Consider the following 25,766-nt stretch of genomic DNA (forward strand, 5'->3'; position numbering starts at 1 on the left):
GTTGTGCTGACAGGATGTCTTTCGTTTATGCCCGCGTTTACTTTTTCTGCTTTCAAGCGTTTCACCCTCCTCACTTTGTTCAGTTTCACTTCCGACGTTTATGCGCACTGCGACGGCTTTTGCATGGGCCAGACCGATACGCCGTGGGAGGTGACGCAGTTTTCCGGCTTCACTTTGGTGTCTTTAATCCTTGCACCTATTTCGTCTAGCCAGGAAACGACCGACAGTCACAAGCGTGTTTACTCTGCTGAGGAACAGGAAGACGCGCGACTCTATCTCGCCAGCGACGGCATGCTGCAGGCCGCGTATTTCACGTCGGCCTTGCAGCGCTATCGCCAGGAGTCGCCGGATTCGGCGTTAAACGATCTCGCCGTTGCGGCGTTGATCAGCGCCCAGTGATCAAGCGGCCGCTGCGGCGGTCCAGTTGACCCAGCCAAACAGCCACGTTGCCAGAATCAACAAACCAAACGCGATCCGGTACCAGGCGAACGCGGCATAACTGTGGTTGGCAATAAACTTGAGCAAGCCGCGCACGGCGATCATCGCGAAGATGAACGCGGTGACGAAGCCGAGGGCGAAGACTGGCAAGTCGTTGGGCTGGAACAGGTCGCGGTATTTGTAGCCGGAGTACACGGCAGCGCCGACCATGGTCGGCATGGCGAGGAAGAACGAGAATTCGGTGGCGGCTTTGCGCGACAGGCCGAAGAGCAGACCGCCGATGATGGTCGAGCCGGAGCGTGAGGTGCCGGGAATCATCGCCAGGCATTGTACGAATCCGACTTTCAGTGCGTGGGACCAGCGCATGTCGTCGACGTGCTCGACGCTGATCACATGGCTGCGCTGTTCGGCCCACAACATGATGATGCCGCCGACGACCAATGCCACGGCGACGGTGATCGGATTAAACAGGTATTCGTGGATCGCGTCGGCGAACAACACGCCCAAGACCACGGCGGGCAGAAAGGCGATCAGCAAGTTGAGGGTGAAACGTTGAGCATTGCGTTGAGTTGGCAGGCCTTTGACGATTTCAAAGATCTTCGGTCGAAACTCCCAGACGACGGCAAGAATGGCACCCAGTTGAATAATGATGTTGAACGCCATGGCGCGTTCACCGCCGAATTCCAGCAGGTCGGCGACGATGATCTGGTGGCCGGTACTCGAGATCGGCAAGAACTCGGTCAGGCCTTCTACCGCACCTAATATCAACACCTGGAAAAGGGTCCAGAAATCCATTAATCCTCCGTCAGAGCGCTCTTTGGGCGAGCGACCGGGTAATAACACTCAGGGGTTGAGTATCTGCAGTGAGACCATTGACATACATAAACGCAAAAGTTCATCAGCCACGAAGATTACGTCTTATTAAAAGACACACTCAAGCCATGTTAGTAATCGTCGGCTGACGAACTACGCAGAAAATATTTAGGCCTTTTTGCAGATAAAAGTTGCTCCGGCAATAAAGTGTGATCAATATCACATTATCTCGAGATGGCCAGACAGTGGCAATTGGACATATACAAAGCTATCGCATTCACCTCAAAATAGTGGCACCATTGCATATCGCCACCATCTAAGCAGTAGTTCACCCCTCCGAGAAAATCAACTAAAAGCTTGAAAAGCTTAATTATTGTTAGAAAACTCGCGAGACACGTCTAAAAATCGCGTGAATGTTACCAATTGTCAGTCACAGATGAGAACCGGTGCTTTAACATCCCGATGTCAGCACTTAATTCGAGTCAATGCATGATGCTCTCAGGGAACTTAGCGACTAGAAGTCCGCGCCCGACAAACGACGAACCTGGTGTTCTTACTCTGGGTCGTACCCGTGGCGTGGCTGAACATTTCAAAGCGCTAGTCGCCCAGCATTTACGCAGTGATATGGCGCTCGAAGCCGATGCGTACACTAGTTCATATCAGTTGAATGAACAGTCTGGTTCGTATCGAGCCATCTTCCTGGTGATCGACAGCCCCCAGGCCCTCGAAGACAATCTGGCGCTGGTCGAAAACCTGCGCAGCGACAACTTGAAGCCGATCATTTGCGCGGTCATCACCGGTCGCGGCGCCTTCAACAAGATCAAATATTATCTGGCTGGCGCGGATGTTTGTATCAAGCTCAATACCCTTTCCGACGATGGCGCCGAGTTGCTGGGCGAGTTCTTCAACAGTGAAGAATGGCAACGCGATATCGATCTGACGCTTGATCCGACCCGTATCTGCCTGATGGGCACCAGCAAGAAACTCGATATCTCGTTTGCCGAAATGAAGATCCTCGAAGCCTTCGCGCAAACCAGTAACCACATCCTGAGCCATGATGAAATCGCCAGCATCATGGGCCTCAATACCAATTTCTACGACCCTCGCGCACTGGAGAAATCAATCAGTCGCTTGCGTGGAAAAATCAAGGACATGTATGGTACAAACGCGATTCAGAGCATTCGCGGCTATGGCTATCGCCTGCTGCGGGGTCTGATATCGACTGCCTGACTCTCGGGCAGCCATCCCTTTTGCATACGTACGAAGGATCGTCTGATGCAACCATATCGTTCCAATTCTGCTTCACGCCTGTTTGAAATCAAGCAATTGAATGAGCGCGACAACACGACCCATAACAATAAAACTCCATAACATAGCAGCAGATCGAGTGGAATTTATCGAGGGCCATTCTTGGGCCCAGACCCTGCCTATCGATTACTTCCGAGGAAGTCATTGCTCGCCTGCCGATTTATCTTTTAGCCAATTTTGGTATGTATTCAGGAGAGAGACATGGAAACTAGTACAACCCTCCCAAGGAAATATTTTGTTGTCGTGACTCACAGTACAACGTCGCAACGCGAACTGGAGAGCATGCTGTCCAGTGAACGTTTCAATTCGTTTGAAGGGATTGATTCGCCCTCTTCCGCTCCAATGGTGATGGAGTTCACATATCCAGGCATCAGTCGCAAAAATGCACCGCGCAGTATTGAACATGATACTCAGCGGATATTGGCCACGCTCGAGTCCGAATGGCGCGCAGCGCAATCGGCTAATCCTTTCCAGAATGTCCCGGCCATTACCGGGGAAACCCGCAACATGCCGCCTGCCGTTGAAGGTGATATGCCCGGTAATGAAACCTGGCATCTTGACCATGACCAGGGGGCGCTGGTCAAAGAAGGTGTCGAAATCAGCCTGACAGGCCTGGAAACTGCACTGGTCAGAAAAATGCTCAGCCATGAAGAGCGTGTTGTCAGTCGTGACGAGCTGATCCTCAGCATCGGTCGAGAACCCGAACAATATCGCGGTCTGGAAATGTGCCTGAGTCGCCTGCAAGACAAATTCAAAAGCGCCAGTAATGGTGAGCGACTGTTTCGTGCCGTCAGAAACCGCGGTTACTGCCTGATCCAGGAAATCGTCGCGTAACCCGCAAGAATTTCACGAACAGAACAAACAGACAAAAGTGCGATTACAAATACAACAAGAGCACTCTGTTTGGCTTCATCTTCCTCCTTGAATTAAACATCCCCTGCCTCCACCCCTCCAACAGTAACAAATACAACATACTTTATTCACCCCTCGCTCTACGACCTTTTCTAACACCCTTCTATTTGATTATTAAAAAGTTGGCACTGTGCCACCTTGTTAGAACTCGTCAGACACCATTCCAGCCAATAACTTAGTCTATTGACTGACGACAGTTCGGCAATATCGATGTTGTTACCTCAGGACACTCGTTAAAACAAAAACAATAAGTCTGCATAACAACTCGGCTTTCAACTGTTGAAACCTGAATGGACGTCTTTTGGGGATACCGTATGGATCTTTCTTTAAGTATCAATCGAAGCACAGGCCTCAAGGGACTGACCTTTTGGGGCCAATGGGCGCTGGCACAAGGCTTTGTCGTGACGCTGTTGTTCATACTCGCCGAGCAGCACACCGGGACGGTCGCGTTCTACTACCGGATGTGCGCAACCCTGGCGGTACTGGCGTCGGTGCCGGCTTATACGTTTAGCGGTGTGTATCGCAAGCGTGACAACTACCTGACTGGTCTCGGCCGGTTGTTCATGGGTTGGTCGATGACCATGGCGGCGCTGGCGTGCATCGCTTTTGTCTGCCAGGCCGATGAGCTGTTTTCGCGGCAGGTAATTCTGAGCTGGGCGGTGTATGGCTTCCTCGGTCAGGCGTTTCTTTACGCTCCGCTGCATGCGTTTTCCAAGTACTACCAGCGTTCGCGTAAAAGCGAACACAAGACGCTGATCGTCGGCACCGGCGAACTGGCGCTGGGTCTGGCGAAGAAGCTCAGCCAACTGGAAAATCTGCCGTTGGTAGGTTTGGTCAGCAATGGGGATGTGTCTGCGCTGGGTTCGGATGCACCGCGCGTTGTTGGCGATCAGGAACAGTTGTTGGAGTTGATCGAGGCGCATGACATCCGTCGCTTGTACATCACCCTGCCGTTGTGTGAAGCCGCGAAAATCGAGGCGATTTATGGTGACTTGCTAGGGGCCAACGTTGATGTGGTGTGGGTGCCGGACTTGAACAGTCTGACCCTGCTCAATCACTCGGTGAAGGTCGTGGACGGTCTGCCGGCGATCTACTTGAACGAGAGCCCGCTGACCAGCCGCCCTACCGCTGCTCTGAGCAAGAGTCTGGTCGAGAAAACCGTGGCGTTCCTGGCGATCATCGCGCTGAGTCCGATCCTGCTGATCATTGCGTTGGCGGTGAAGATCAACTCGCCCGGCCCGGTGTTCTTTAAGCAGGATCGCCATGGCTGGAACGGCAAGGTCATCAAGGTCTGGAAGTTCCGCTCGATGCGTGTTCACGATGACCGCGATGTGAAGCAGGCCAGCCGTAATGACTCGCGCATTACCCCGGTCGGGCGCTTTATCCGCCGCACCTCGCTGGATGAGTTGCCGCAACTGTTCAATGTCTTGCAGGGGCACATGGCACTGGTCGGGCCACGCCCGCACGCCGTCGCGCACAACAACTACTACTCGGGGAAAATCCTCGCGTACATGGCGCGTCACCGGATTAAGCCGGGGATCACCGGGCTGGCCCAGATCAGCGGCTGCCGCGGTGAGACGGACACCATCGACAAGATGCAGAAACGTGTGGAGATTGACCTGCAGTACATCAACAGCTGGTCGTTGTGGCTGGATCTGAAGATCCTGGTGAAGACGCCGTTTACGTTGCTGTCGAAGGATATTTACTGAGGTTTGAAGCTGCATACCGCAAGGGGACGAAAGTCCCCTTTTTTGTGCCTGGGATTTGGGAGCGAGAGTGAATTGTGGAGGGATGCAAAGAACTTGTGGGAGCGAGCCTGCTCGCGAAAGCGGTGGGTCAGGCAGCGATGATGCTGACCGGGCTGACGCCTTCGCGAGCAGGCTCGCTCCCACAGGGATTTGTGGTTGGCTCAAGCCTTGTGGCTAGACACGTAACCTGTGGGAGCTGGCTTGCCAGCGATGGCGGTGGGTCAACCAATAACAATATTGAATGTGCCGACCTCATCGCTGGCAAGCCAGCTCCCACAGGGATTCGGGATTGGCTCGGGATTTGTGGCGTGACAAATAACCAATGTAGGCCTTCGCCTGTTCGCGATGACGGTGTGTCAGGCAAAAGGGATTGTCGACTGGTTTGACGCTATCGCGAGCAGGCGAAGGCCTACAAGGGATTTGTAGTTGGCTCAGGCCTTATGGCGTGGCAAATATCCAATGTAGGAGTGAGCCTGCTCGCGATGGCAGTGGGTCAGCCAATATCAATCTTGAATGTGCCGACCTCATCGCTGGCAAGCCAGCTCCCAAAGGTTTCAGAGGTGTTTCGGAGATCTGCGCTTACTCCGTGATCTTCTCGAAATTCCGATAAAACATATCCCCTTCCCGGCTATCGGTCATCGAGTGCAGTTGGTAGCTGCGACTGAGTCGCGCACCACCGTCACGGGTCAGCGGGGCCCAGACCAGGTTGGCGCGGCGCATGGTCGACATGCTCATCATTTCGTCGAACGGGATCGACAGGTAGATGCCTTTGTCGAAACTGCCTTCGCCATATTCGGCACTGCCCGCCGTGGTAATCGTCGCCCACGCGCCAAAGCGCACGCCATTGAAAAACTCGCGAGAGATGTCCAGCGTGCCGCCCCAGTCTCCGGCCAGATAACGCCCGACGCTCACCGCCGCCAACGTATCGAACGGCAGATCGGTATAACCGGTGATATGCCCGGTCACCACCGAGTAATCACGCAGGGCAAACCCTTGATCAAAATCACGCTGCCGCACCCAGTTCAGATCCGCGCCCACCGACCAGCGCTCACCGGTCGGGCGGAACAACACTTCGCCGCCAACACCGGCAAACATCGATTCCAGATACCCGCCATACACCATGCCATACCAGTCTTTGTCCAACTGCTCGGCATGGCTGACCTGGAACAACGGCATGGTGGTGTTAGACGTGGTCAGGTACTGACGCAAATCCGTGCGCACACGCGGCAGACCGCTCGGTGCGTCGTAGGTGAATTTGTCGAAGTTGTTGGCCAGGTTGGCACTGAGCAAACCGCTCCACCAGGTGTTGCGGTTGAAGCGGTATTCGGCGTCGGCATCAGCACTCAATTGATAGAGCAAGCCATCCGGGCCGCCAACGTTCTGTTTGAAGCCCAGCCCGACGCCATAGCTGAAATGCTGCGGCGCTTCGGTGTAGAGGGTTTTCTCGTTGTGCGGCATTGCCGGGTTGATCTCGGTAGTGCGGTGTAGCGACTGCAGCGGCTCTTCATTGTTGATCACTTCGCGGAAGGTCTGGCGCGGCACGCTGGTTTCTTCCAGCGGCAGGTCATAGCGCTTGTTGACCACGGTAAACCAGTCGATGTCGTCGTTGACGCTGTTGTCGAGAATCCGGCTCGCCCGCCCGACAGCCTTGGACGAATGGAAGTAGCGCTGCTGCTCGCCATACACGATCAGCTCGGAATCACGCTGTGCGATGCGCTCGACCTTGTAGCCGGCGTTCTGCTGCAAACGCTGCGAGACGTTCGCCCAGTTGACCTGATCCATCGCCGTAGTCGGCGCCTTCGCCGGCAGCGGTTCCGGGGTCGGGTCGTAGGTCTTGGCCGGGGCTTTGCGGCTGACGAAATTGGTGTGGAAAGTCACGCCAAACATCGCCGTATTACCGCGCTCCCACGCCGCGCTGACATCGACCGAATCAGTCACCTTGAACACCGCGCCGAGGTTGATCGGCGAGTCCTGCTTGATCTCGTTGTCCTTCGGCTCGTGCTTGTAGTCGTTGCCTTCGAATTCGAGTTTCAGGCTGAGGCGATCCCACGGCGTCTGATAGCTCACGCCGCCGAAAAACGACGGCCGCCCACGAAAGTACGAGCCTGAGTTGACGTCACCGGTGCCTTCAAGAGCTGGCCGGGTATCGAAACGATCGCTGACGTAGCCCAACGGGTTGTCGATATCGCCGCGATTACCGAGGTAACCCCAGGCAATACCGGCGCTGAAATCGAAGTTGTCGTAGCGCTTGTTGGCGACGAAAAATTCACTGGAGAACAAACCGGTACCGCCAACGTCTCGGAAGCCCAGCGCCACATCGGGCAGCCAGTGGCTTTCCTGCCACAGCCGGACTTTGACGTCGACCGCCTTATCCTTATAGCTTTGACTGCCGCTGAGGGCCTCCGAGCCGTATGGCCGGTTGGTGATCGCGGTGTAGCGAAACGAGCCTTCGAGCCAGTCCAGCGGCTGCAACGACACGCTGTAGCGGCTGTACGGATCGGTGCGGTTGGCGTTGACGCTCAACTCGCCGGCCGGGGCCATACGCGCGGTCGGCGTCTGCAACAGACCGGTGCCACCGAAGTCATTCTGGGTAATGCGCGGTTCGGCATGGGCCAGACCGCAGGGCAATAACAACACAGCTGCAAAACGTAAATTCAACGAACCACCTCGGCCAGCTGCGTGGCAATGAATTCGGCCAACTGCTGATTCAGTTCAGGTAGAGGCGGATCAAGATCATCATTTTTCACCGGCACCAGAATCTTGCTGCCAGCCACCGGAAACTGCCCGGACTCACGATTCCAGTGCGCGATGCCGACACGTCGCGACACGCCGTTGGGCTGGATCAGCCACAGGTAATCGGCTTCGGCATCGCTCAGGATCGAACAGCCTTGCAAGTACTCACGCGCCTCCTGCAACGGCTGATACGGCAAGTGGCACGGCTCGGCGACGGCACCGAGCACTTGTACTTCGTCGACGCGTTTCGGATAAACCAGACGATCGCCGTCATTGAGGCGAATGTTGCGCGCGAATCCGACTTCCAGCGCTACCGGATCAAGATCGGCAATCTGCCGCCCAGTCACCGGCATCTGCCGCACTTCTTCGGCAATGCGCTGCGCCAGTGCCGCACGACTCGGCCGGTCGAACAGCATCGACATGCGTTGCAGCACATCCAGATCAAACAGCACGCCGACCTTGAGTCGCGTCTGCGCCTCAATCAGCGACTGCCGCAGCAACCCGCCCGCCAGCCAATAGCCTTCGGCATTCGGCACGGCTTCGCTGATCACATCGAGCAAGCGCCCGCCGGGTGGCAACTTGACCGGCCCGGGATTGGCAACATCACCCGACACCGTGACGGCCGCCTGACTCACACTCGCGACCAGCATCAGGCCCGCCGATAACATTTTCAGGCGCATCACGGCAGGTGCCTGCGATCAGGGGTGAGCTGCACAAACTTGACGCGCAACTGCGACGTCAGTTGCTGCTCGCTCTGCAAGATGAACCCGTCACGCGGGTCGACCCAGTAACGATTGGTCGCGCTCAGGCCGATGGCCGGGGCGTCAATCTGCTCATCGACACGCAGCACGGTGTATTCCTTGTCGAGAATCTGCAGGGTCTGTTCGGAGCGGCGGGAGAAGCGGCTGTTAACGATCACCCCGACTTCCTGACCCTTGTAGAGGTCGATCCAGCGCCGCGTAGTGAAACCGTCCGCGACGTGATGCAGGCCTTGCTTGAACGGCGCGTCATCGGCCAGCCGCGTGCCATCGAGATCGCCCTCCAGGCCCAGGCCAATGGTGCGCACGGCGAGGCCATTGCGCAGCAGCAGCACTTGCTTACCGGAGGCGACCCAGAACTGCAGATCATCGCGCTCGCGCACCAGCGCCAGCACGCCGGAGCCGGAGGGCGTGGTCAGTTTCAGTTGCGGGTAGTTGACCCCGGCCACTTCGGCCGTCGACACGTCGACTTCATCCGGACCGACGACTGCCGCTTTAAGGTTGTTCAACGAAGCGCTCATCAACGGGTTACAGCCGCACAGCAACGAGGCCGCCATCAGGCACAGGCCAACTTTCAAAATGTTCAAAGTCGGCGACCTTATTTGCTGTTGTTACTGTATTCGCTCCAGTTCTTCGCAGCGGAAGCGCCAGTGCCGACAATCGATGCCGACGGCACCAATTGGCTGATCAGACGATTCCAGCGAGTCACGTTGGCAGGCCCGACATACACCACGTCCTGCGGGCGGACTTCAAAGTGCGAGGCGAGCGCCATGGCAGTCGGCGATTCGGCTTCCAGCTGGTAGATCTTGGCCGGTTCGACATCGAGGTTTTCCACCCCGCGAATGACATAGACCGCGTTGCCATTGGAGGTGGTCTGGGCCAGGCCGCCAACCGAACCGAGCACGTCGGTAAGGTTCATCGTCGCGGTCTTGAAACTCAACGCACGGGGCTGGTTGACCTCGCCCATCACGTAGATGCGCTTGTTGTCGTTGTACGGCAGATACAGCTGATCGCCGCCCTTGAGGTAGACGTTCTGCAACTCGGAATCCTGTTGATTCAGCGAGTCGAGATTGAGCGGATAAGTGCGCCCCTTACGCGTCAGCAACAGCCCGGACAAATCGGCGTTGTTGGTGTCGATGCCGGCCGAGCCAAGGGCTTCGACCACGCTCAGTGGATTGGTGGAAATCGCTTGCGGGCCGGCCTTGGTGACCGCGCCGGTGACCACAACTTTCTGGCTGGCGAAACGCAACACCGCGACATCGACTTGTGGCTCGGCGATAAACGCCGACAGCCGCTGTTCGATATCCGAGCGCAGTTGCTGGATGGTCCGGCCGGTGGCCTGGACTTCCTTGATGAACGGGTAGTACAGCGTGCCATCGGAGCGCACCAGTCGGCCGTTGGCATCGATCTGTTGTTGCGCGCCGGACGGGGCCGTCAGCTCAGGGTGATCCCACACAGTGATGTACAGAACATCGTTGTTGCCGATGCGGTATTCGGCCGGGGTCGCCAACAGCTCAGGCGGCAGCGACTCACGCTTTTGCGTGGCGCGGTTCATGGCAATCAGCTTGGGCGTGATCGGGATCAGCTCGACCCGGCTGCTTTCGCTGGCACCCTGGCGGGTGATGTCACTGGTGCTGAGGTATTGACCGGGGGAAAACATGCAACCTTGCAAAGCGAGACTTGCCAACATTAAAAGATAAACACTACGAGTCATAATGGCACTACGCTATTCAAGGGCGAATCCAAAAACAAAGTCACCCGACTTGCGTCGGGCGACCCTGTACTGCACTAACAGAACTTCCTGTTAGTTATGCGTGCCGGTTGTACCGGTGGTACCCGTCGTACCGGTGGTACCGCCGTTGGCACTGCCACCGCTGTTAGACGCCGCTACAGCACTGGCAACCATTGCAGTACTGGCAGCGGGCGCTTGAGAAGCCGCCACGTTGCCACCTACATTGGTTACCGCTGTCAGCGGTGCTTCAGCGGCGGCAGCCCAGTTGCTCAACATCGTCAACAGGGCAACTGCCATCACTTTTTTCATATCAACTCCTTTCTAACATTCGACCTGTTAAAAAACCGGCCTGAGTTAGCGGTGGTGAGTTCAAGTCCGCAAAAAGCGCGAACAAGATCCGTCGTTCTTACACAGTCTTACCCAACTGATAAAAGTCGAACGGCAGGTTTATATCTACGGACTTGCAAAAGGCATTGCCAGTGTAATTTCCCGACGTTATCTAACAAGCTGACTGAAAATAACATTGGACTAAATGGCCATCATCGCGAGTAGCCTTGAGGATGATTCGATTGCCAGCGCCAAGTATCAGTGACCATGTCCTGCAAGTTGCGCGTGGCTTTCCAGCCTAATTCTTTGGCCGCCTTGGAAGCATCGGCCCAACTCTCGGCGATATCCCCGGAACGGCGCGGCATCATCCGATACGGCACCGGCTGCCCGCAGGCCTGTTCGAAGGCGTGGAGCACTTGCAGCACGCTGTAGCCATCGCCGGTGCCGAGGTTCCAGGTATGAATGCCGGTGCGTTCGGACATCGACTGCAGCGCCTTCAAGTGGCCGTCGGCGAGATCGACGACGTGGATGTAATCGCGCACCCCGGTACCGTCAACAGTCGGGTAATCGTTGCCGAAGATCGACAACTCCTGAAGGCTGCCAACCGCGACCTGGCTGATGTAAGGCACCAGATTATTCGGGATGCCGTTGGGGTCTTCGCCCATATGGCCACTATGGTGAGCGCCGATCGGGTTGAAGTAGCGCAGCAAGGCGATGCTCCAGCGCGGCTCGGCCTGGCTGAGGTCTCGCAGGACGTTCTCGACAATCAGCTTGGACTGGCCGTAGGGATTGGTTGGATTGCCAGTGGGGAAATCCTCGCGGATCGGCATCTGCTCAGGCTCGCCGTACACCGTGGCCGACGAGCTGAACACCAGCCGGAACACCCCCGCCGCCGCCATTGCCTGGCACAGATTGATGCTGCCGCTGACGTTGGTCTCGTAGTACTCGAGGGGCTTGCGCACGCTCTCGCCGACCGCTTTCAGGCCGGCAAAATGCAGCACCGCTTCGATGTTGTGCTCGCGGAAAATCCGGTCAAGCAGTACCCGGTCGCAGACATCGCCCCGAATCATCCAGGCACTCTTGCCGCAAATGCCTTCAACGGCGTGCAACGCGGCTTCACTGCTGTTGCAAAGATTATCCAGTACGACAACTTCATAACCTGCTTCAAGCAGCGCAAGTGTGGTGTGCGAGCCGATATAGCCGGCACCACCCGTTACCAGAATCTTCATAGTGCAATCCGTCTTTGAATGAGTGACAAGTAGCGTGTCAAGCCTGATTCATTGAAGATGTGTCACAATCCACATAAACAAGGCGACAACAACCGAAAACAAAACTAGTTCAATGACTGGCAATAAATATTTTTGCAGGTCACACTGTATTGCCCGCTACTTATTAGCACTCCCTGCACACTCATCACTATCAACAGATACCGACTAAAAATAACTATCGAGCAACTAACCGACATCTCATAACATTGGCGTGTTTTACCGTCACTCGCATTTGCCATTAATAACCTGACTCAGGTATTAAAGTAAGCCTTCAATCCTATATTGAAACTTGCACGCCCTTTATTAGTGCGCGCATCCGTCGCCTGTGTTCCATGACTGTCCAGGATACTTTTATGATTCGTAAATGTTTGTTCCCCGCTGCCGGCTATGGCACGCGTTTCCTGCCGGCTACCAAAGCCATGCCGAAAGAGATGCTGCCGATCGTCAACAAGCCGTTGATCGAATACGCCGTCGAAGAAGCGCGGGACGCCGGCCTGCAACATATGGCCATCGTCACCGGTCGCGGCAAGCGTGCGCTGGAAGACCATTTCGACATCAGCTACGAACTCGAACACCAGATCCGTGGTACCGAGAAAGAGAAGTTTCTGGCCGGCACCCGCGAGCTGATCGACACCTGCACCTTCTCCTACACCCGTCAGGTGGAAATGAAGGGCCTGGGCCATGCGATTCTCAGCGGTCGTCCATTGATCGGCGACGAACCCTTCGCCGTGGTGCTGGCCGATGACCTGTGCCTGAACCTCGAAGGTGACGGCGTGCTCACCCAGATGATTGAGCTGTACAAGAAATTCCGCTGCTCGATCGTCGCCATCCAGGAAGTCCCGGCCGACCAGACGCACAAGTACGGCGTCATCGCTGGCGAACTGATTTCCGACGGCATCTACCGGGTCAACAACATGGTGGAAAAACCGGCCCCGCAAGACGCGCCGTCGAACCTGGCGATCATCGGCCGCTACATTCTCACCCCGGACATCTTCGATCTGATCGCCGACACGCAACCGGGCAAGGGCGGCGAGATCCAGATCACCGACGCGCTGATGAAACAGGCGCAGAACGGTTGCGTGCTGGCCTACAAGTTCAAAGGCATGCGCTTTGACTGCGGTGACGCCGAGGGTTATTTGCAGGCGACCAACTTCTGCTACGAAAACGTCTATCTCAAGGGCCGCTGAGACGGCTCCCCCACCATCGAGGCGACCATGAACATTGCACAACATTCCGTAGAGATTGAACGCGAGGTGGGTAACCTCGGGGTGATGAGCTGGCTGTCGCGCCATCAACCGTTGCCCAGCGCCAACGAGTCCTGGCTGGGCACGATTCTGCTGGTGGAGCGGATTGGCGTGTTTCCTGCGTCCGGAGATATTCGCCGACCGCTGCGCGATCCCTATCCCCTACTCGCTCATCTGAAAAAACTGTATGGCGAGCAGGCGCTGGAGATGGATGACCGTGATGGTCTGAAAGTGATCTTCAGCGACTGGCGTTTTCGCGTGCGGATTTGCTGCAACGACCCGGCGATCATCATTAACGTTGAGACCCGTTGTGATACGCGCTTGATGCCACAGAAGATTGCGGAGTTGCTCGAGCAAGTCGACGCCTTCGAATAACTCCCCTCACTGGATGCATTCCCACGCGGAGCGTGGGAATGATCATTACTGGACGGCGTCGCAGCGATCCTTGGCGCCCATGATCCAGCCATAAAAATAATCGGCAATCACCTTCCCGCCCGTGGCCGGCACCGGATGAATCTTGTCCGGGCCGATCATCGCCGCCGCGTAGCGCTTAACATCGGGCCCGAACGCGCATTGCAGGTTGGCGTACCCCAAATGCTGCTCACGCGCCCACGGTTCAAGCACCTGCGCGTACGCCGACATTGGATAAGCGCTGGAGCGCGTGGTGTCCTGGCGCATGATCAGGTTGATGCTCGCCTGCGGTTGAATCTGGCGCAGCATGCCCACCAGCCCCTGAACATTCTGCAAGTACTGCGCAGGCTTCACGCCGAAACCCTGATCGTTGCCACCGAGCATGATCAGATAAACGTCAGCGGGGATCTTCGACACAGCAGCTTTCCACTGCACCTGCCACTGCGGATCCTTGTGATAAAAGTCTGCGGAGGCCGCCCCCGATGCCGCCAGTTTCGAGACCCGCACGCCGTTCTGATCGTTGCTCATCCACAGCCCGAACAACGTCGGCGCGCCCTTCACCACTTCCAGTTTGAATGACCAGTCTTTCGCTGCCGAGAGGCCTGTCAGTGGCACTTCCTGAACGCCCGAACCCTCAAGCTTTAACGGTTGCCAGCCTTGCCCGGGCGTCCAGCGGTAGCGGATCTCGCTGGATTCGCCGTTGCCCAGATAAAGCAATTTCGCCTGAGTAACCGCCGTATCGATGCGCGGCGTCGGACTCGCATCCACCTGCAGCCATGCGCCGGGCCGGCCTGTTACCGTGCGACTGTCCGGACTCGCCTGCCCCAGGTCTGAAACCTTCCAGTCGCCGCCGAAGTACTTGTCACTGCTGCGGGTGTATTTGAAATGCGTGCCGCCCAGCGCCGCGCCGTGATTGAAACCGACGTAACCCGGCCCGGCAAACCCCACCTCCCCGGCCACGCGCTGCACCAGTTTGTTCAGGTAGAAATCCTGCCCGGCGCTGTAGCTGTCACCGATCACCGAGACCGACAAGACGTTGCCGGCCTTGCCTTCACGCCACTGCGAGAAACGCTCGCGCGCATCGCCCACCTGAACCACCGACGCCGCGACGGGTTGAGCGTCATCTACTGCCAACATGCAAAATTTCCTTCAGTCTGGAATGGCCCCTTCGCGAGCAAGCTCGCTCCCACAGTGGATCTCGGCAAGTCACACCATCCCTGTGGGAGCGAGCATGCTCGCGAAGCTCTTAGCTATTTTGTGGTTGCACCACCGGGACGACAGGCACCAAGGGTTTCTTCTTCGCCGCCCGCTCGCCAAGAAACAACACAGAGGTGAAATTGAACCGACTGAAAATCATCGATAACACCACCGACCCGAGCAAGCCAAAACTCAAGCCGCCGAGCACCAGCAGGCTTTCATCCTTCACCCCCAACCGCCCCAGCACAAACCGCGACGTCGCCGCGAACAGCACATGGAACAGGAAGATCGCATAGGAATAACCACCGAGCCACGTCAGCGCCTTCGACCGCACATCACTCGACAACAACGCGATGCAAGACACACAACCCACGGTCAGACCGATCAAACTGCGTCGATCAACAATCAACTCCCGATCAATCGCCGCGACATACAACAGCGTCAGCGAAATCAGTACGAACACCAGCGGCCCGATCACCTTGAAGCGCTGCTTCAACGCGTCGACGTTCTCTTGCCCAATCATCCCCGCGACAAAAAACGGCAGCAGATAAATAGCGCCGTTAATCCCGAACGCATCGAACTTGAACGGCGGCAGCAAAAACAACAGCGCGGCAAACGCAAACAGCCCATACAACCGCGTCGCTGAGCGCAGCATCCCGCGCCACTCCAGCAGCCCGACGAACATGAAAATGAGGAACACCGCCTGCAGGAACCAGAAGTGGTTGATCGGCACCCAGAACGACAACAACGCGTCCATCACGCCGACATCCTTGTTCACCCCCGGCCCCACCGCCTGCAACACCGAAAACGGCACACCGACGCAGAACAGCGGCACGATCAAGCGCCGGACCTTGCCGGAGAAGAACGCGGAAAAGTCATCGCCACGAATTTTGTAGATCGAATAAATGTACCCAGAAATGAAGGTGAACAACGGCATGCGCACGTACACCATCGAATCGGCGATCACCCGGAACGGCGAGCCGATATCGATCTTCAACCCGCCGCCCAACGGTCCGATGACGTGATAGAGCACCAGCAACAGGCACGCCAGGCCACGCAGGGTTTCAATCTCCAGGGACTTTTTCTTGCTCGACATAAAGCACCTGCCTCAATTCAGAATTCGTGATTCGACCTGCACCGGTTTGTTCGCCCGCAGCATCAAGCCCAGCCCTACGAACAACACCGGTACCACCATCGAAAAGTGCCGGGCGAAGGAGCCGAAGTCCGGTTCGAACAGACCTTGCACCAGCAGAAACGCCAGCGGGATCGCGATCAGTTCTTTGGGTTTGGTCTGGATCGGCGCACCTTTGTAATCGGTCGAGGTGATGACTTTGAACAGCAGCAATGCGGTCATGATCATCAATGCCACAAAGATCACCTGCCCCGGCCCGGACAGCAGAATCAGCTCCACCGGGAACGACAGCCGGAAGAAAATGATCATCGAGTCCAGCGCCTGCGAGACGAAGTCGCTGCCAGTCAGCCAGGACACGATCAAGGATTTGGAGCCCTCCTCGCCCGCCGTGCGCAGTTCGTTGTTACTGGCGCGAATCGACGACACCGGAAACCCGAGCGCGAGCTGGATCGACATCGCCACAGCCAGGTAGAACAGAAACAGCATCAGGAAGAACGTGGTGCGCGATACGTACTTTTTCATCACACAGACGCCAACCCACGACAACGAAAACAGAATCCAGTAAGGCCGGATCAGCACACCGTAGATCACCGCCGAAAGGAAAAAGCCGCCGCGATACTTGCGCGTCAACGAGCTGAGCAAAATGCTCAACACCGCCACCGACACGATGATTTCCTTGGTCAGATTCTCAAGGAAAAACGAGCGAACAATGCCCCACAGACACAGCGTGCCGAAGATCGCCAACGGCATGCGCCGAAACACCACCACCGGTATCGCTGTGAGGAAAAAGTTGCAGAACATGCCGTAGGCCCAGGCATTGGTCAGGTTGATCCCGGTGGGCCGCAGCAGGAACGCCGAACACTCGTAGGACGAGCGATCCGGCGAGAACGGATTCCAGAAGTTGCAGTTGTCGGCGCGGGCGTAGGACGACCACAAGGTCATCGCATCCGGGCCCGGATCACGGGGGATCAGCAGCGGCATCGCTACCGAGAGAAACAGCCCGGTGAAGAGGATCAGGAACGAGATCGACGAATCGAGTTTCTTGCCGCGAAACTCGATGCACGGCAGTTTCAGGCCCATGACAATGCAGCCTTTTTCGCAGCGGTTGCGCGGGTCAGCACGGCGATCACCAGCAGTTGCACAATGATTGCGAAGACGTTGCCCCACGCCGCACCGTAGATCGAATAGTGCTTGATCAGCACATAGCTGACCGGCACCGAAATCAACAAACAAATGGCGGCGCTGGCCAGTGACACCCGACTGTTTTTCGAGGCAATCAAACCGCCCCAGACGATGTCGCCGATCGCGCGCAGGGCGAAGGAGAAAATCAGTACGCCGAGGATCGCATTGTCCGGACGCGGCACGCTGGTGGCGACGTAATCGAGCACGACGTTGAAGAACAGATAGATCGCCACCGCCACCGCCGCCGACACCACCAGCGAGCGCATCACCCACTTGTTAACGAACAACTGCTTGACCGTGAACGCCTGTTGCTCGGCCTGAAAACGCTTGGCCAGCACCGGAATCCCGACTACCGCCACCACCGCATACGACAACGCTTGCAAGGTGTTCGCCGCTGACCACGCGTACACGTATTTACCGAGGCTGGCGTAGGGTTCCAGGTCGATGATCAGAAAGCGCTCGGCGTACTGACTCAACGCGATCAACCCGGTGCCGAGGTAGAACGGCAAACCGGCCTTCCACACGGTGCCCGTGGCCAACGTGCCGGCGACCCGGCCCTTGTGCACGTTCACCACGATCAGGTAACCGGCGATGATCACCAGCACGTTGGCAGCAACCCACAACCACAGCACGCTGGCGATTCCCGACACCCAGTCGAGCATCATTCCGCCCACTGCCAGCAGCGCCCACAGGCCGGTCTTGATGAAGAACAGTAAAGCGCCGGCGGTAGCTTTCTGCGCGGAAAACACGAACGAGTTGATCTCGAACGACAGGTGTTCGGTGAGCAATACCAGCGTCACGCAAAGGATCAGCGCGGTGCTCGCTTCAACTGTCTGGAACAGTGAATAAATCAGCACCGTCACCACCGACAGCACCAGCCCCACCGCCAGATACAGCAGCAACACCTTGTCGACCACCCGGCGCGAACTGCCGCCGACGCTGATCAAGCGGTTGATCTCGGAACTGAAACCGACGCTGTAGAACTTCGACGCAATCAGCGAAGCCGCGACCACCACGCCGTAAAAACCCAGCGCCTCATAACCGAGGTAATGGGTGATCGCCAACACCAGCAAAAACTTCGCGCCTAACGCTCCGCCGCGAAGCAGCAGCCGAAATATCATCGAACGACACCTTTGATGATCTCGTCCATGGCCACGGTTTTCGCCTCGATTTCACGGCAGGTGTCGGTCAGGCGCTTGCCGAAATCCGCCAGCGCATTCGGCGCGTAAACCGTTTCGATGATCGTGTCGACATTGATGTCGCCGCCGTTGATCACCCAGTCCTCGACGCCCATGTCCTGATAGGCGCCGAAGCCTTTGCGCTCATAGCTGATGTGGTACGCCGGCACGCCGGAAAGCAGCGATTCGATGGCGCCGTGCAGACGCACGGAAATCACCAGGTCCGGTTGGTATTTGGCAATCGTCGCCTTCAACGACAACAGTTCTTCGGTAATGCCCAGCTCGCGATAGAACGCACCGTCATCATTGCCGCGCACAGCGCTCTGTACGGCGCAAACCACTTTGCTTTTGTTCTTCAGGCGCTGCAGCAGCACTTTGAGATTGGCGACGTAAGCGACTTTCTTTTCCTTGCTCCACTCCGGCGGCTTGCGCAGCACTACGCAGACCGTGGCTGGCGACGACGCGCAGCGGGTGAATTTTGCTTGCTGAAGGATTTTGCTCGCCAGCGACTGCACCGCCAGATCAGGCGCACGGTAGACGTTGGCGCAGGCATCGAAAATCGCCGAAGAACGATTGTCGCGCACAAACACCGCGTCGGCATTGGCGTAGTGTTCGACGATCTTGCTGCTCTCGCCGTGGAACGGGCCGATGCTTTGCGGCAGGTACACCGACGGCACTTTGCTGAGGATCGCAGTTTCCAGTTGCTTGGCGTGGCCGAGTTTCAGCTTGATGTGTTCGAAGGCACTTTTCGAACGCATGTAGCCGCCGCCGACGCCGACGATCAGGTCGGTTTTCTTCAACAGATCCGCCAGCCCGGCGTAGGACTGATTGAGAAACACCGCTTGCTTGACCCGGCCCAAACCCTTGGCCGCCATTACCGGCGCGTCGAAACGCGGGTGCGGCAAGTAGCTGAAAGAATCCGGATCGGAAGCCACGACGCTGATCGCGGTGTCTTCGCCAAAGTTGCGCTGCACAAGGGCAATGGCCAGATCGACGAGCAAGCCATCGCCGGAGTTGGACGCACTGTAGCCATGCAAAATCGTTACGTTCATATGCTTGAGTTCTACTTAATAAGTGGGAGCGCGATACAGGTCGTAGGTCTGGCGAATCATCAACGCGGCGCTGAAGCGCTCGCGGACAATGCTCCGTCCTTCGTTGCCGAGGTCGAGCAAGCGCGGCTTCTGGATGATGGTCAGCACATCGGCCAGTGCCTGGTGATCGCCGGACGGGAAGACATAACCGGAGACTTCATTGGTGACCAGTTCGGGCAGCGACGTGCAGTTGCTGGCGATCACCGGCAAGCCCATGGCCATGCCTTCCAGCGGCACCATGGCGAAACCTTCCCAGCGACTCGGCACAATCAGCGCATCGGCTTTCTGGTACAGCGCCTGCACTTCGCTCGGCGTGACCCATGGCAGGTATTCAACGGAGTCCATCGGTGGGCACTCCACCGAGTCCTCGTTCACCGCGCTGCCGACGACCGTCAGCTTCAAGTCTTTGCGCTGCACGTTGGCGAAGGCCTTGAGCAGTACGTCGAAGCCTTTCTGATAATCGAGGCGACCGACGAAGAGCAGATGAATCGGCTCGGGACTCACCGCTTTCGGCGCGTCATCCTTGCGGTGAATGCCGTTGTAGATCAGCTTCATGCGCTTGCGCTCGATGCCGAAGCGGGCGGCTTTGTCGAGTTCGTACTGGCTGACGCAAATGATCACGTCGGTGACTTTCTGCAGCACCCGCTCGATCCACGCATAGACTTTCTGCTTGGTCGGCGAGCTTTCCATCAGGAACGAAAACGCGTGCGGACAGTAGACGATTTTCGGCTTGCGCCACGGTCGCAACAGCACACACACGCATCGGCCGATGACCCCGGAAAAGGTGCTGTGCAAATGCACCACGTCGGGTTTTTCCTTGAGCAACACCTGGCTCAGGCGCCATGCGAAGCGCAGCAACGACGGCACATTGCGCCCGGTGCGGGGGAAGGTGCGGATCTGCTGCGCGCCGATGCCGTGCAACTCTTTGGCCTGATCCTCCGGGACCAGATACACCAGCTCGTAGTTCGCCGCATCACCTTCCGGCGAAGCCGAAATCGTACGGATTACCGTCGCGACGCCACCTTTGATCGTCTCTGCCACGTGCAGTATTTTCTTCACAAATCACCCACTTCAAACAGGAAAAAACAGTCGCTGACAGTCAGGATTTGTCGGACGCGTATTCGTAGTTGTAATAGCCGTAACCGCCGTTGCCGTAGTAGCTGGCGGCACGCTTCTCAACGCCGTTGAACACCGCGCCTTTGAGCTCGATGCCGTTCTGCGCGAAGCGGCGAATGGTCAGTTCGATCTCCTTGGCCGGGTTCACCCCGAAGCGCGTGACGATCAGGCTGATCCCGGCTTCACGGCCGACAATCGCCGCATCGGTCACCGCCAGCAGCGGCGGCGTATCGATGATCACCAGGTCGTAACGCTCGCTCAGCTCGGCGAGCAATTCGCGGAAGTTGGCGTGCATCAACAGCTCGGAGGGATTGGGCGGCACCTGCCCGCGACTGATGAAGTGCAGGTTGTCGACTTCGACTTTGTTGATCGCCTGATCGATGCTGCAGCGCTTGACCAGCAGGTCGGACAAACCGTTAGTGATCGGTGTGTTGAGGGTTTTGTGCAGATGACCTTTGCGCATGTCGGCGTCAATCAGCACTACGCGCTGGCCGCTTAGCGCCATGACCGCTGCGAGGTTGGACGAGACGAAGGTCTTGCCGACTTGCGGGCTCGGACCGGAAATCATGATGCGGTTGTTGGTCGAATCGAGCCCGGCGAAGTGCAGGCAGGTGCGCAGGCTGCGGATCGACTCAATCGACAGATCGGTCGGATTGCGCAGGGCCAGCAGGTAAGCCGGCTTGTCGACGCCATCGCGGGCGCGGCCTTTCTTGCTGTCTTCTTCCTCCTGCAAAGCGCTGTACGGGATCGACGCGTACACCGGCAGGCCGAGTTGCTCAATGGCTTCCGGGCCTTCGAGACCACGGCTCAGGGATTTGCGCAGCAGCACCAGCGCCACACCAACGAAGGCACCGAAGAATGTGGCAATCAGCACAATCAGGGCTTTTTTCGGTTTGACCGGGCTAGTCAGGTCGACATCCGCCGCATCGACCAGACGCACGTTACCCACGGCACCCGCGCGGACGATGTCCAGCTCCTGGGATTTGTTCAGCAACTGCGTGTAGATCTGCGAAGCGACTTCGACATCGCGGGTCAGGTTGAGCAATTCCTGCTGTGTCGCGGGCAGATCGCCGACCTTGCCTTCCAGCGACTTCTGTTGCTGGGTCAACTCACCGATCTGGCTCATCAACGCGCGATAGGCCGGGTGCTGCTTGGTGAACTTGCGATCCATCTCCGCCTGCTGCATTTTCAGCTCGGAGATCCGCGTTTCCAGGGCCACGGACTGGCCGAGCACCGACTGGGTTTCCAGCGAGATGTTCACGGTCTTGCCGTGGGTCTGATAGGCGTTCAGCGCATCGCTGGCCTTGGCCAGATCACGCTTGACCTGCGGCAACTGGCTTTGCAGAAAGGCCAGGCTCTGCGCCGCTTCCGCCGAGGTACGGCGCACGTTCTGATCCACGTACAGCGCGGCGATCTTGTTGAGGATCTTCACCGCTTCAGCGGCGTCGCTGCTGGCCAGCGCCAGTTTGATAATCCCCGACTCCTTGCCCTGCTCAGAGATATCCAGCGCGTCCTGATAACCCTGAATGGTCACGATCCGTGGGTTGCGCACCACTTCGAAACGCGTACCGGGATTCGCCAACAACTGGGTGATTTGCCCTTCTACGCCATCCTGAACGAAGGCTTCACCAGAAACGCCTTCTACCAGCAGGTTGTCGTTGTCATCGAGTAACTGGAAGTGCTTTTGTTCGCCAGCAATCAGGGTGAGTTTCTTGCCCAGCAGTTCTTTCGGCAGATTGAGCCGGGCGAACTCCAGACGCTCACCACCCCAGGCGTAACTGTTCAGGCCGAAACGCGGCGCGGCGACGCTGGTCTCGGTTTCACCGCGATAACGCCGGGCGAGAAAGCCGCCAATCATCGGGAAGGTATTGGGGGTGACATCGATGTCCAGGCGCAGGTCGTCGACGGTTTTGCCGATCACCGCGCGGGATTTGATGATGCCGATTTCGGTCACAGACGGCGATTGCCCACCGAGCATGCTGTTGAGGTCGGAAAATCCGAGCATGTCGTTCTTTTTCGGCTCGACCTGCACCAGCGCATTCGCCAGGTAAACAGGCGTGGCCAAAACCGCGTACGCGACACCGGTAACCATGAAGGCGCCGGTGAGCGCGCCGATCAACCATTTCTGGTCGATCAAACTGCCGAAGATGCCGAGAAGATCAATACTGTCTTGATCATTGTCGCGGGTGCCGATGACGGACGGTAACTGCATAATTCTGTTCTTACCATTCATTGATCTGAAGAATATTCATCAACGCGCGAGGCGTTGTGCCCATGAGCTAACAGCATCTTCAATCAATGCATGGGCATGAATAAAAGCGGCCTTGCCTTGACGATACGGATCTTGTATCTCGCGCTCGCTCTGCCATTTTCCGAGCAGAAATACTTTGCCCCTCGCGTGAGGGGCAATCTTCAATACTTGATTTACATGTTGTTTTTCCATCACCAGAATCAGGTCTGATTCATTGACGATGTCCGCAGTCAGTTGCCGTGCCGTGAAGCCCTCGGCGCTATGCCCATGGTCTTCCAACACTTGGCGGGCGGACGCTTCGACACCCTCGCCGACCCGTGCCGACAGGCCTGCGGAGGAGACGGTGATCGCTGAGGGGGCCAGCGCGTTACGCAGCATCAGTTCTGCCGTCGGACTACGGCATATATTGCCCACGCAAACGACAAGGATCTTTCTGAACAAGGTTTTACTTTCCTGTGTAATGTCAAACGGCCAACATCCCGAGAGCAATTGAATGAACCCTCAAGATCTTTCTTCACTCGGAAATAGATTCGCCCTGTTAGTACCGAAGCATTAAGTACCACAGCGTTTAAAAGCTCCCCAACCACTATTAACGGACTAAAAATAACTGTGATTTTCGACTGATTGTTTTCCGACAAAAAATAACATTCGCGCACTTAGTGCCATCACCTCACTCGAAAATTGAGCAACGAGATCATTTATTCGCAGTTGTCACTTCTCTTCGGGAGAGCAGACATGAAAACAACACATCTCAAAAAACTCGGCGCGTTGGCATTGATGGTGGCCGGGGCTACGACTCAGGTTCACGCCAGCGAACTGTTTCCCAACCTTCCGGCCAAGAACATCGGCGTGCAGGTGAAGATCCAGAACTTCACGGCCGCCGACGCCGCGCAGATCAAATCGGCCGGCTTCGGTTTTGTCCGCTTCGGTGTGTGGAGCGACAGCCTGACGGCCAAGACGTATCAGAAACAGATCAGCGATGCCTTTGCGGCGGCGCAATCTGCGGGGCTGCCGGTGTTGCTGACGGTCCGCGCGATCAAGGCGTTGCCGGCCACATCGAGCGCCGAGTTGACCACCGCCGGTGAAGGCTTCGCCAAAGCTGTGACCGGGCTGCAACAGTCGTACAGCGCGCAACTGGTGGCGATCGAGTTATGGAATGAACCGGACCTGGAAACTTACTGGCCGACGCGCAATTTCGACACCACGTTTGTGCCGTTCATGGGCGGCGTGTGCAAGGCGCTGCAAGAACAGCCGCTATCGACGCCAGTGGTCGGTTACGGTTTCGCCCGCCCACCTAGCGCAGGTTCTGCTTCAACGGTGGCACTGAGTCGCATCGTCAGCGAATACCCCAAATGCCTGAGCGCTGTGTCTTATCACCCCTACGGCATGACGGCTACGCAGATCAGCAACGCGCAGAACTTCATTCAGCAGAACTTTCATGTGCCCGGGATCATCAGTGAGTGGGGTATCTCGGCGCTTGCCTCCAACGGCGGGCCTGAAGGCCAAGCGAGCAAGATCAACGCGTTTATTGGCGATGTTAAAAAACTCAAGATCCCGCTGACGTCCATCTACGAATGGAAAAACAGTGATTCCGGCAGTAACGATCGCGAGAAGAACTTCGGCCTGCTGACCTCCGACGGTCAGCCGAAACCGGCGCGAATGTCGGTCGAAGCCTTGTTGAACGCCGAGTAGCCCCTGCGCGACCGACCTGCACGCAGGTCGGTTGCTTTGAACCTGTTGGCCGTTTTGGCATCGTATTCATCGATAACCCGCCCCACCTTTCAAACAATCGTTTTCAGGTTGTTGCCGCAGGGGCCATCGATACACGTACCCGCCCTTGAGTGGCTGTCAGCGCTCGGGTAATGTCATCAGACCCATAGGACAGAGCACGCCCATGACTTCCAAGCTGGAACAACTCAAACAGTTCACCACCGTAGTTGCCGACACCGGCGACTTCGAAGCGATCGCCCGGGTCAAACCGGTCGACGCCACCACCAACCCTTCCCTGCTGCTCAAAGCGGCGGCCATTCCGGCCTACGCCGAGTTGCTGAACGCCTGCGTCAGCGACTGCAAGGGCGATGTTGGCCTCGCCAGCGACCGTTTCGGCGTCGCGGTGGGTCAGGAAATTCTCAAAGTCATCCCGGGCCGTATCTCCACCGAAGTGGACGCACGCCTGTCGTTCGACAAGGACGCCGTACTGAAACGCGCGCATCGCTTGATCGAGCTGTATGACAAGGCCGGCGTTGGCCGTGATCGCGTACTGATCAAGATCGCCTCGACCTGGGAAGGCATCCGCGCCGCCGAAGTGCTGGAGAAGGAAGGCATCCAGACCAACCTGACCCTGCTGTTCTCCTTCGCCCAGGCCGCCGCTTGCGCTGACGCTGGGGTGTTCCTGATTTCGCCGTTCGTGGGCCGCATCTACGACTGGTACAAGAAGGCCAACGGCAACGACTACACCGGCGCTGATGATCCGGGCGTACAGTCGGTCACCCGTATCTACAACTACTACAAGTCCAACGACTACAAGACCGTGGTCATGGGCGCGAGCTTCCGCAACCTCAACCAGATCGAGCAACTGGCCGGCTGTGACCGTCTGACCATCAGCCCGGACCTGATCGACAAGCTGGCGGCCGATACCGGCAAGCTGGAGCGTAAACTGGCCCCGGGCAACGCCGGTGAAGCCCGTCTGAGCCTCAACGAAGCGCAATTCCGCTGGTTGTCCAACGAGGACGCAATGGCCACCGAGAAACTGGCTGAGGGCATTCGTCAGTTTTCTCGCGACCAGGAGAAGCTTGAGGCGCTGTTGCAGGCCAAGCTGTGATTTGAGTGGGTGAAATGCAAAAAGGGCGAATCCTGGTGGATTCGCCCTTTTTTATGGCTGCTGGAAATTTTTTGGTGATCTTGCGGCCGCTTTCGCGAGCAGGCTC

The 25,766-nt window shown here is 57.3% G+C and carries 23 protein-coding genes; 8 read left to right on the forward strand and 15 right to left on the reverse strand.

The features are described from left to right. The first annotated feature begins 27 nt into the window (after window positions 1-27). Complete coding sequence (locus tag ACZ0A4_RS14180) at window positions 28-399, forward strand: DUF2388 domain-containing protein (protein WP_463575261.1); 372 nt, start codon at window positions 28-30, stop codon at window positions 397-399. Here the strand turns inward: ACZ0A4_RS14180 and ACZ0A4_RS14185 are convergent, their stop codons facing one another. Next, entirely contained in the window at window positions 400-1,233 is an 834-nt protein-coding gene (locus tag ACZ0A4_RS14185; RefSeq protein ID WP_110720582.1) for an undecaprenyl-diphosphate phosphatase, read from the reverse strand. Between the two features lie 507 nt (window positions 1,234-1,740). Here ACZ0A4_RS14185 and ACZ0A4_RS14190 point away from each other — a divergent pair. From ACZ0A4_RS14190 to ACZ0A4_RS14200, 3 genes are all read left to right on the forward strand, one after another. Continuing rightward, window positions 1,741-2,481 (forward strand): winged helix-turn-helix domain-containing protein, encoded by a 741-nt coding sequence (locus ACZ0A4_RS14190; RefSeq protein WP_463575262.1) that lies wholly within the window; start codon window positions 1,741-1,743, stop codon window positions 2,479-2,481. A gap of 279 nt (window positions 2,482-2,760) precedes the next feature. Then, window positions 2,761-3,393, forward strand: coding sequence for a winged helix-turn-helix domain-containing protein (locus ACZ0A4_RS14195; protein ID WP_463575263.1), 633 nt, complete (start codon window positions 2,761-2,763; stop codon window positions 3,391-3,393). Between the two features lie 392 nt (window positions 3,394-3,785). Continuing rightward, window positions 3,786-5,180 (forward strand): undecaprenyl-phosphate glucose phosphotransferase, encoded by a 1,395-nt coding sequence (locus ACZ0A4_RS14200; RefSeq protein ID WP_095121080.1) that lies wholly within the window; start codon window positions 3,786-3,788, stop codon window positions 5,178-5,180. A 618-nt stretch (window positions 5,181-5,798) separates the two neighbouring features. Here the strand turns inward: ACZ0A4_RS14200 and ACZ0A4_RS14205 are convergent. The 6 genes from ACZ0A4_RS14205 to galE form a co-directional block, all read right to left on the reverse strand. After that, window positions 5,799-7,877, reverse strand: coding sequence for a YjbH domain-containing protein (locus ACZ0A4_RS14205; RefSeq protein WP_463575264.1), 2,079 nt, complete (start codon window positions 7,875-7,877; stop codon window positions 5,799-5,801). Beyond that, a complete protein-coding gene (locus ACZ0A4_RS14210; RefSeq protein WP_463577554.1) occupies window positions 7,874-8,632 on the reverse strand; it encodes a capsule biosynthesis GfcC family protein in 759 nt (252 codons plus the stop codon). Before ACZ0A4_RS14210 ends, ACZ0A4_RS14205 begins: the two co-directional genes overlap by 4 nt. Continuing rightward, a complete protein-coding gene (locus tag ACZ0A4_RS14215; protein ID WP_463575265.1) occupies window positions 8,632-9,297 on the reverse strand; it encodes a YjbF family lipoprotein in 666 nt (221 codons plus the stop codon). The genes ACZ0A4_RS14210 and ACZ0A4_RS14215 overlap by 1 nt, the downstream gene beginning before the upstream one ends. Window positions 9,298-9,308: 11 nt before the next feature. Next, window positions 9,309-10,424, reverse strand: coding sequence for a polysaccharide biosynthesis/export family protein (locus tag ACZ0A4_RS14220; protein ID WP_174244467.1), 1,116 nt, complete (start codon window positions 10,422-10,424; stop codon window positions 9,309-9,311). 90 nt (window positions 10,425-10,514) lie between these two features. Continuing rightward, on the reverse strand, window positions 10,515-10,751 hold the full coding sequence (locus tag ACZ0A4_RS14225) for a hypothetical protein (protein ID WP_007910552.1): 237 nt from the start codon (window positions 10,749-10,751) through the stop codon (window positions 10,515-10,517). A 230-nt stretch (window positions 10,752-10,981) separates the two neighbouring features. Further along, entirely contained in the window at window positions 10,982-11,998 is a 1,017-nt protein-coding gene (galE, locus tag ACZ0A4_RS14230) for a UDP-glucose 4-epimerase GalE (protein ID WP_463575266.1), read from the reverse strand. A gap of 392 nt (window positions 11,999-12,390) precedes the next feature. On the opposite strand from galE, the gene galU reads away from it, so the two are divergent. Together galU and ACZ0A4_RS14240 are read left to right on the forward strand one after the other, a co-directional pair. Next, window positions 12,391-13,224, forward strand: a complete 834-nt coding sequence (galU, locus tag ACZ0A4_RS14235) for a UTP--glucose-1-phosphate uridylyltransferase GalU (protein ID WP_463575267.1) — start codon at window positions 12,391-12,393, stop codon at window positions 13,222-13,224. Between the two features lie 27 nt (window positions 13,225-13,251). Next, window positions 13,252-13,656 (forward strand): mannose-1-phosphate guanylyltransferase, encoded by a 405-nt coding sequence (locus ACZ0A4_RS14240; protein ID WP_463575269.1) that lies wholly within the window; start codon window positions 13,252-13,254, stop codon window positions 13,654-13,656. A 45-nt stretch (window positions 13,657-13,701) separates the two neighbouring features. On the opposite strand, the gene ACZ0A4_RS14245 is transcribed toward ACZ0A4_RS14240, so the two are convergent. The 8 genes from ACZ0A4_RS14245 to ACZ0A4_RS14280 form a co-directional block, all read right to left on the reverse strand. Then, window positions 13,702-14,829, reverse strand: a complete 1,128-nt coding sequence (locus tag ACZ0A4_RS14245; protein ID WP_463575270.1) for an SGNH/GDSL hydrolase family protein — start codon at window positions 14,827-14,829, stop codon at window positions 13,702-13,704. A 109-nt stretch (window positions 14,830-14,938) separates the two neighbouring features. Beyond that, a complete protein-coding gene (locus tag ACZ0A4_RS14250; RefSeq protein ID WP_463575271.1) occupies window positions 14,939-15,985 on the reverse strand; it encodes an acyltransferase family protein in 1,047 nt (348 codons plus the stop codon). Window positions 15,986-15,997: 12 nt separating this feature from the next. Continuing rightward, window positions 15,998-17,101: a hypothetical protein gene (locus ACZ0A4_RS14255; protein ID WP_463575273.1), complete on the reverse strand. Its 1,104-nt coding sequence runs from the start codon at window positions 17,099-17,101 to the stop codon at window positions 15,998-16,000. Then, the gene (locus ACZ0A4_RS14260) at window positions 17,092-18,324 is read right to left on the reverse strand and encodes an MATE family efflux transporter (RefSeq protein ID WP_463575274.1); all 1,233 of its coding nucleotides are present in this window, start codon (window positions 18,322-18,324) and stop codon (window positions 17,092-17,094) included. The genes ACZ0A4_RS14255 and ACZ0A4_RS14260 overlap by 10 nt, the downstream gene beginning before the upstream one ends. After that, window positions 18,321-19,433, reverse strand: coding sequence for a polysaccharide pyruvyl transferase family protein (locus ACZ0A4_RS14265; RefSeq protein WP_463575275.1), 1,113 nt, complete (start codon window positions 19,431-19,433; stop codon window positions 18,321-18,323). The genes ACZ0A4_RS14260 and ACZ0A4_RS14265 overlap by 4 nt, the downstream gene beginning before the upstream one ends. A 15-nt stretch (window positions 19,434-19,448) precedes the next feature. Then, entirely contained in the window at window positions 19,449-20,531 is a 1,083-nt protein-coding gene (locus ACZ0A4_RS14270) for a glycosyltransferase (protein ID WP_463575276.1), read from the reverse strand. Window positions 20,532-20,571: 40 nt separating this feature from the next. Beyond that, on the reverse strand, window positions 20,572-22,800 hold the full coding sequence (locus ACZ0A4_RS14275; protein WP_463575277.1) for a polysaccharide biosynthesis tyrosine autokinase: 2,229 nt from the start codon (window positions 22,798-22,800) through the stop codon (window positions 20,572-20,574). A gap of 39 nt (window positions 22,801-22,839) precedes the next feature. Then, the gene (locus ACZ0A4_RS14280) at window positions 22,840-23,280 is read right to left on the reverse strand and encodes a low molecular weight protein-tyrosine-phosphatase (RefSeq protein ID WP_463575278.1); all 441 of its coding nucleotides are present in this window, start codon (window positions 23,278-23,280) and stop codon (window positions 22,840-22,842) included. A 294-nt stretch (window positions 23,281-23,574) separates the two neighbouring features. Here ACZ0A4_RS14280 and ACZ0A4_RS14285 point away from each other — a divergent pair, with 294 nt between their 5' ends. After that, window positions 23,575-24,531, forward strand: a complete 957-nt coding sequence (locus ACZ0A4_RS14285) for a glycoside hydrolase family protein (RefSeq protein WP_463575279.1) — start codon at window positions 23,575-23,577, stop codon at window positions 24,529-24,531. A gap of 202 nt (window positions 24,532-24,733) precedes the next feature. Next, on the forward strand, window positions 24,734-25,660 hold the full coding sequence (tal, locus tag ACZ0A4_RS14290) for a transaldolase (protein WP_463575280.1): 927 nt from the start codon (window positions 24,734-24,736) through the stop codon (window positions 25,658-25,660). Window positions 25,661-25,766 lie beyond the last annotated feature (106 nt).

The organism is Pseudomonas sp. AC172 (genome assembly GCF_979258595.1).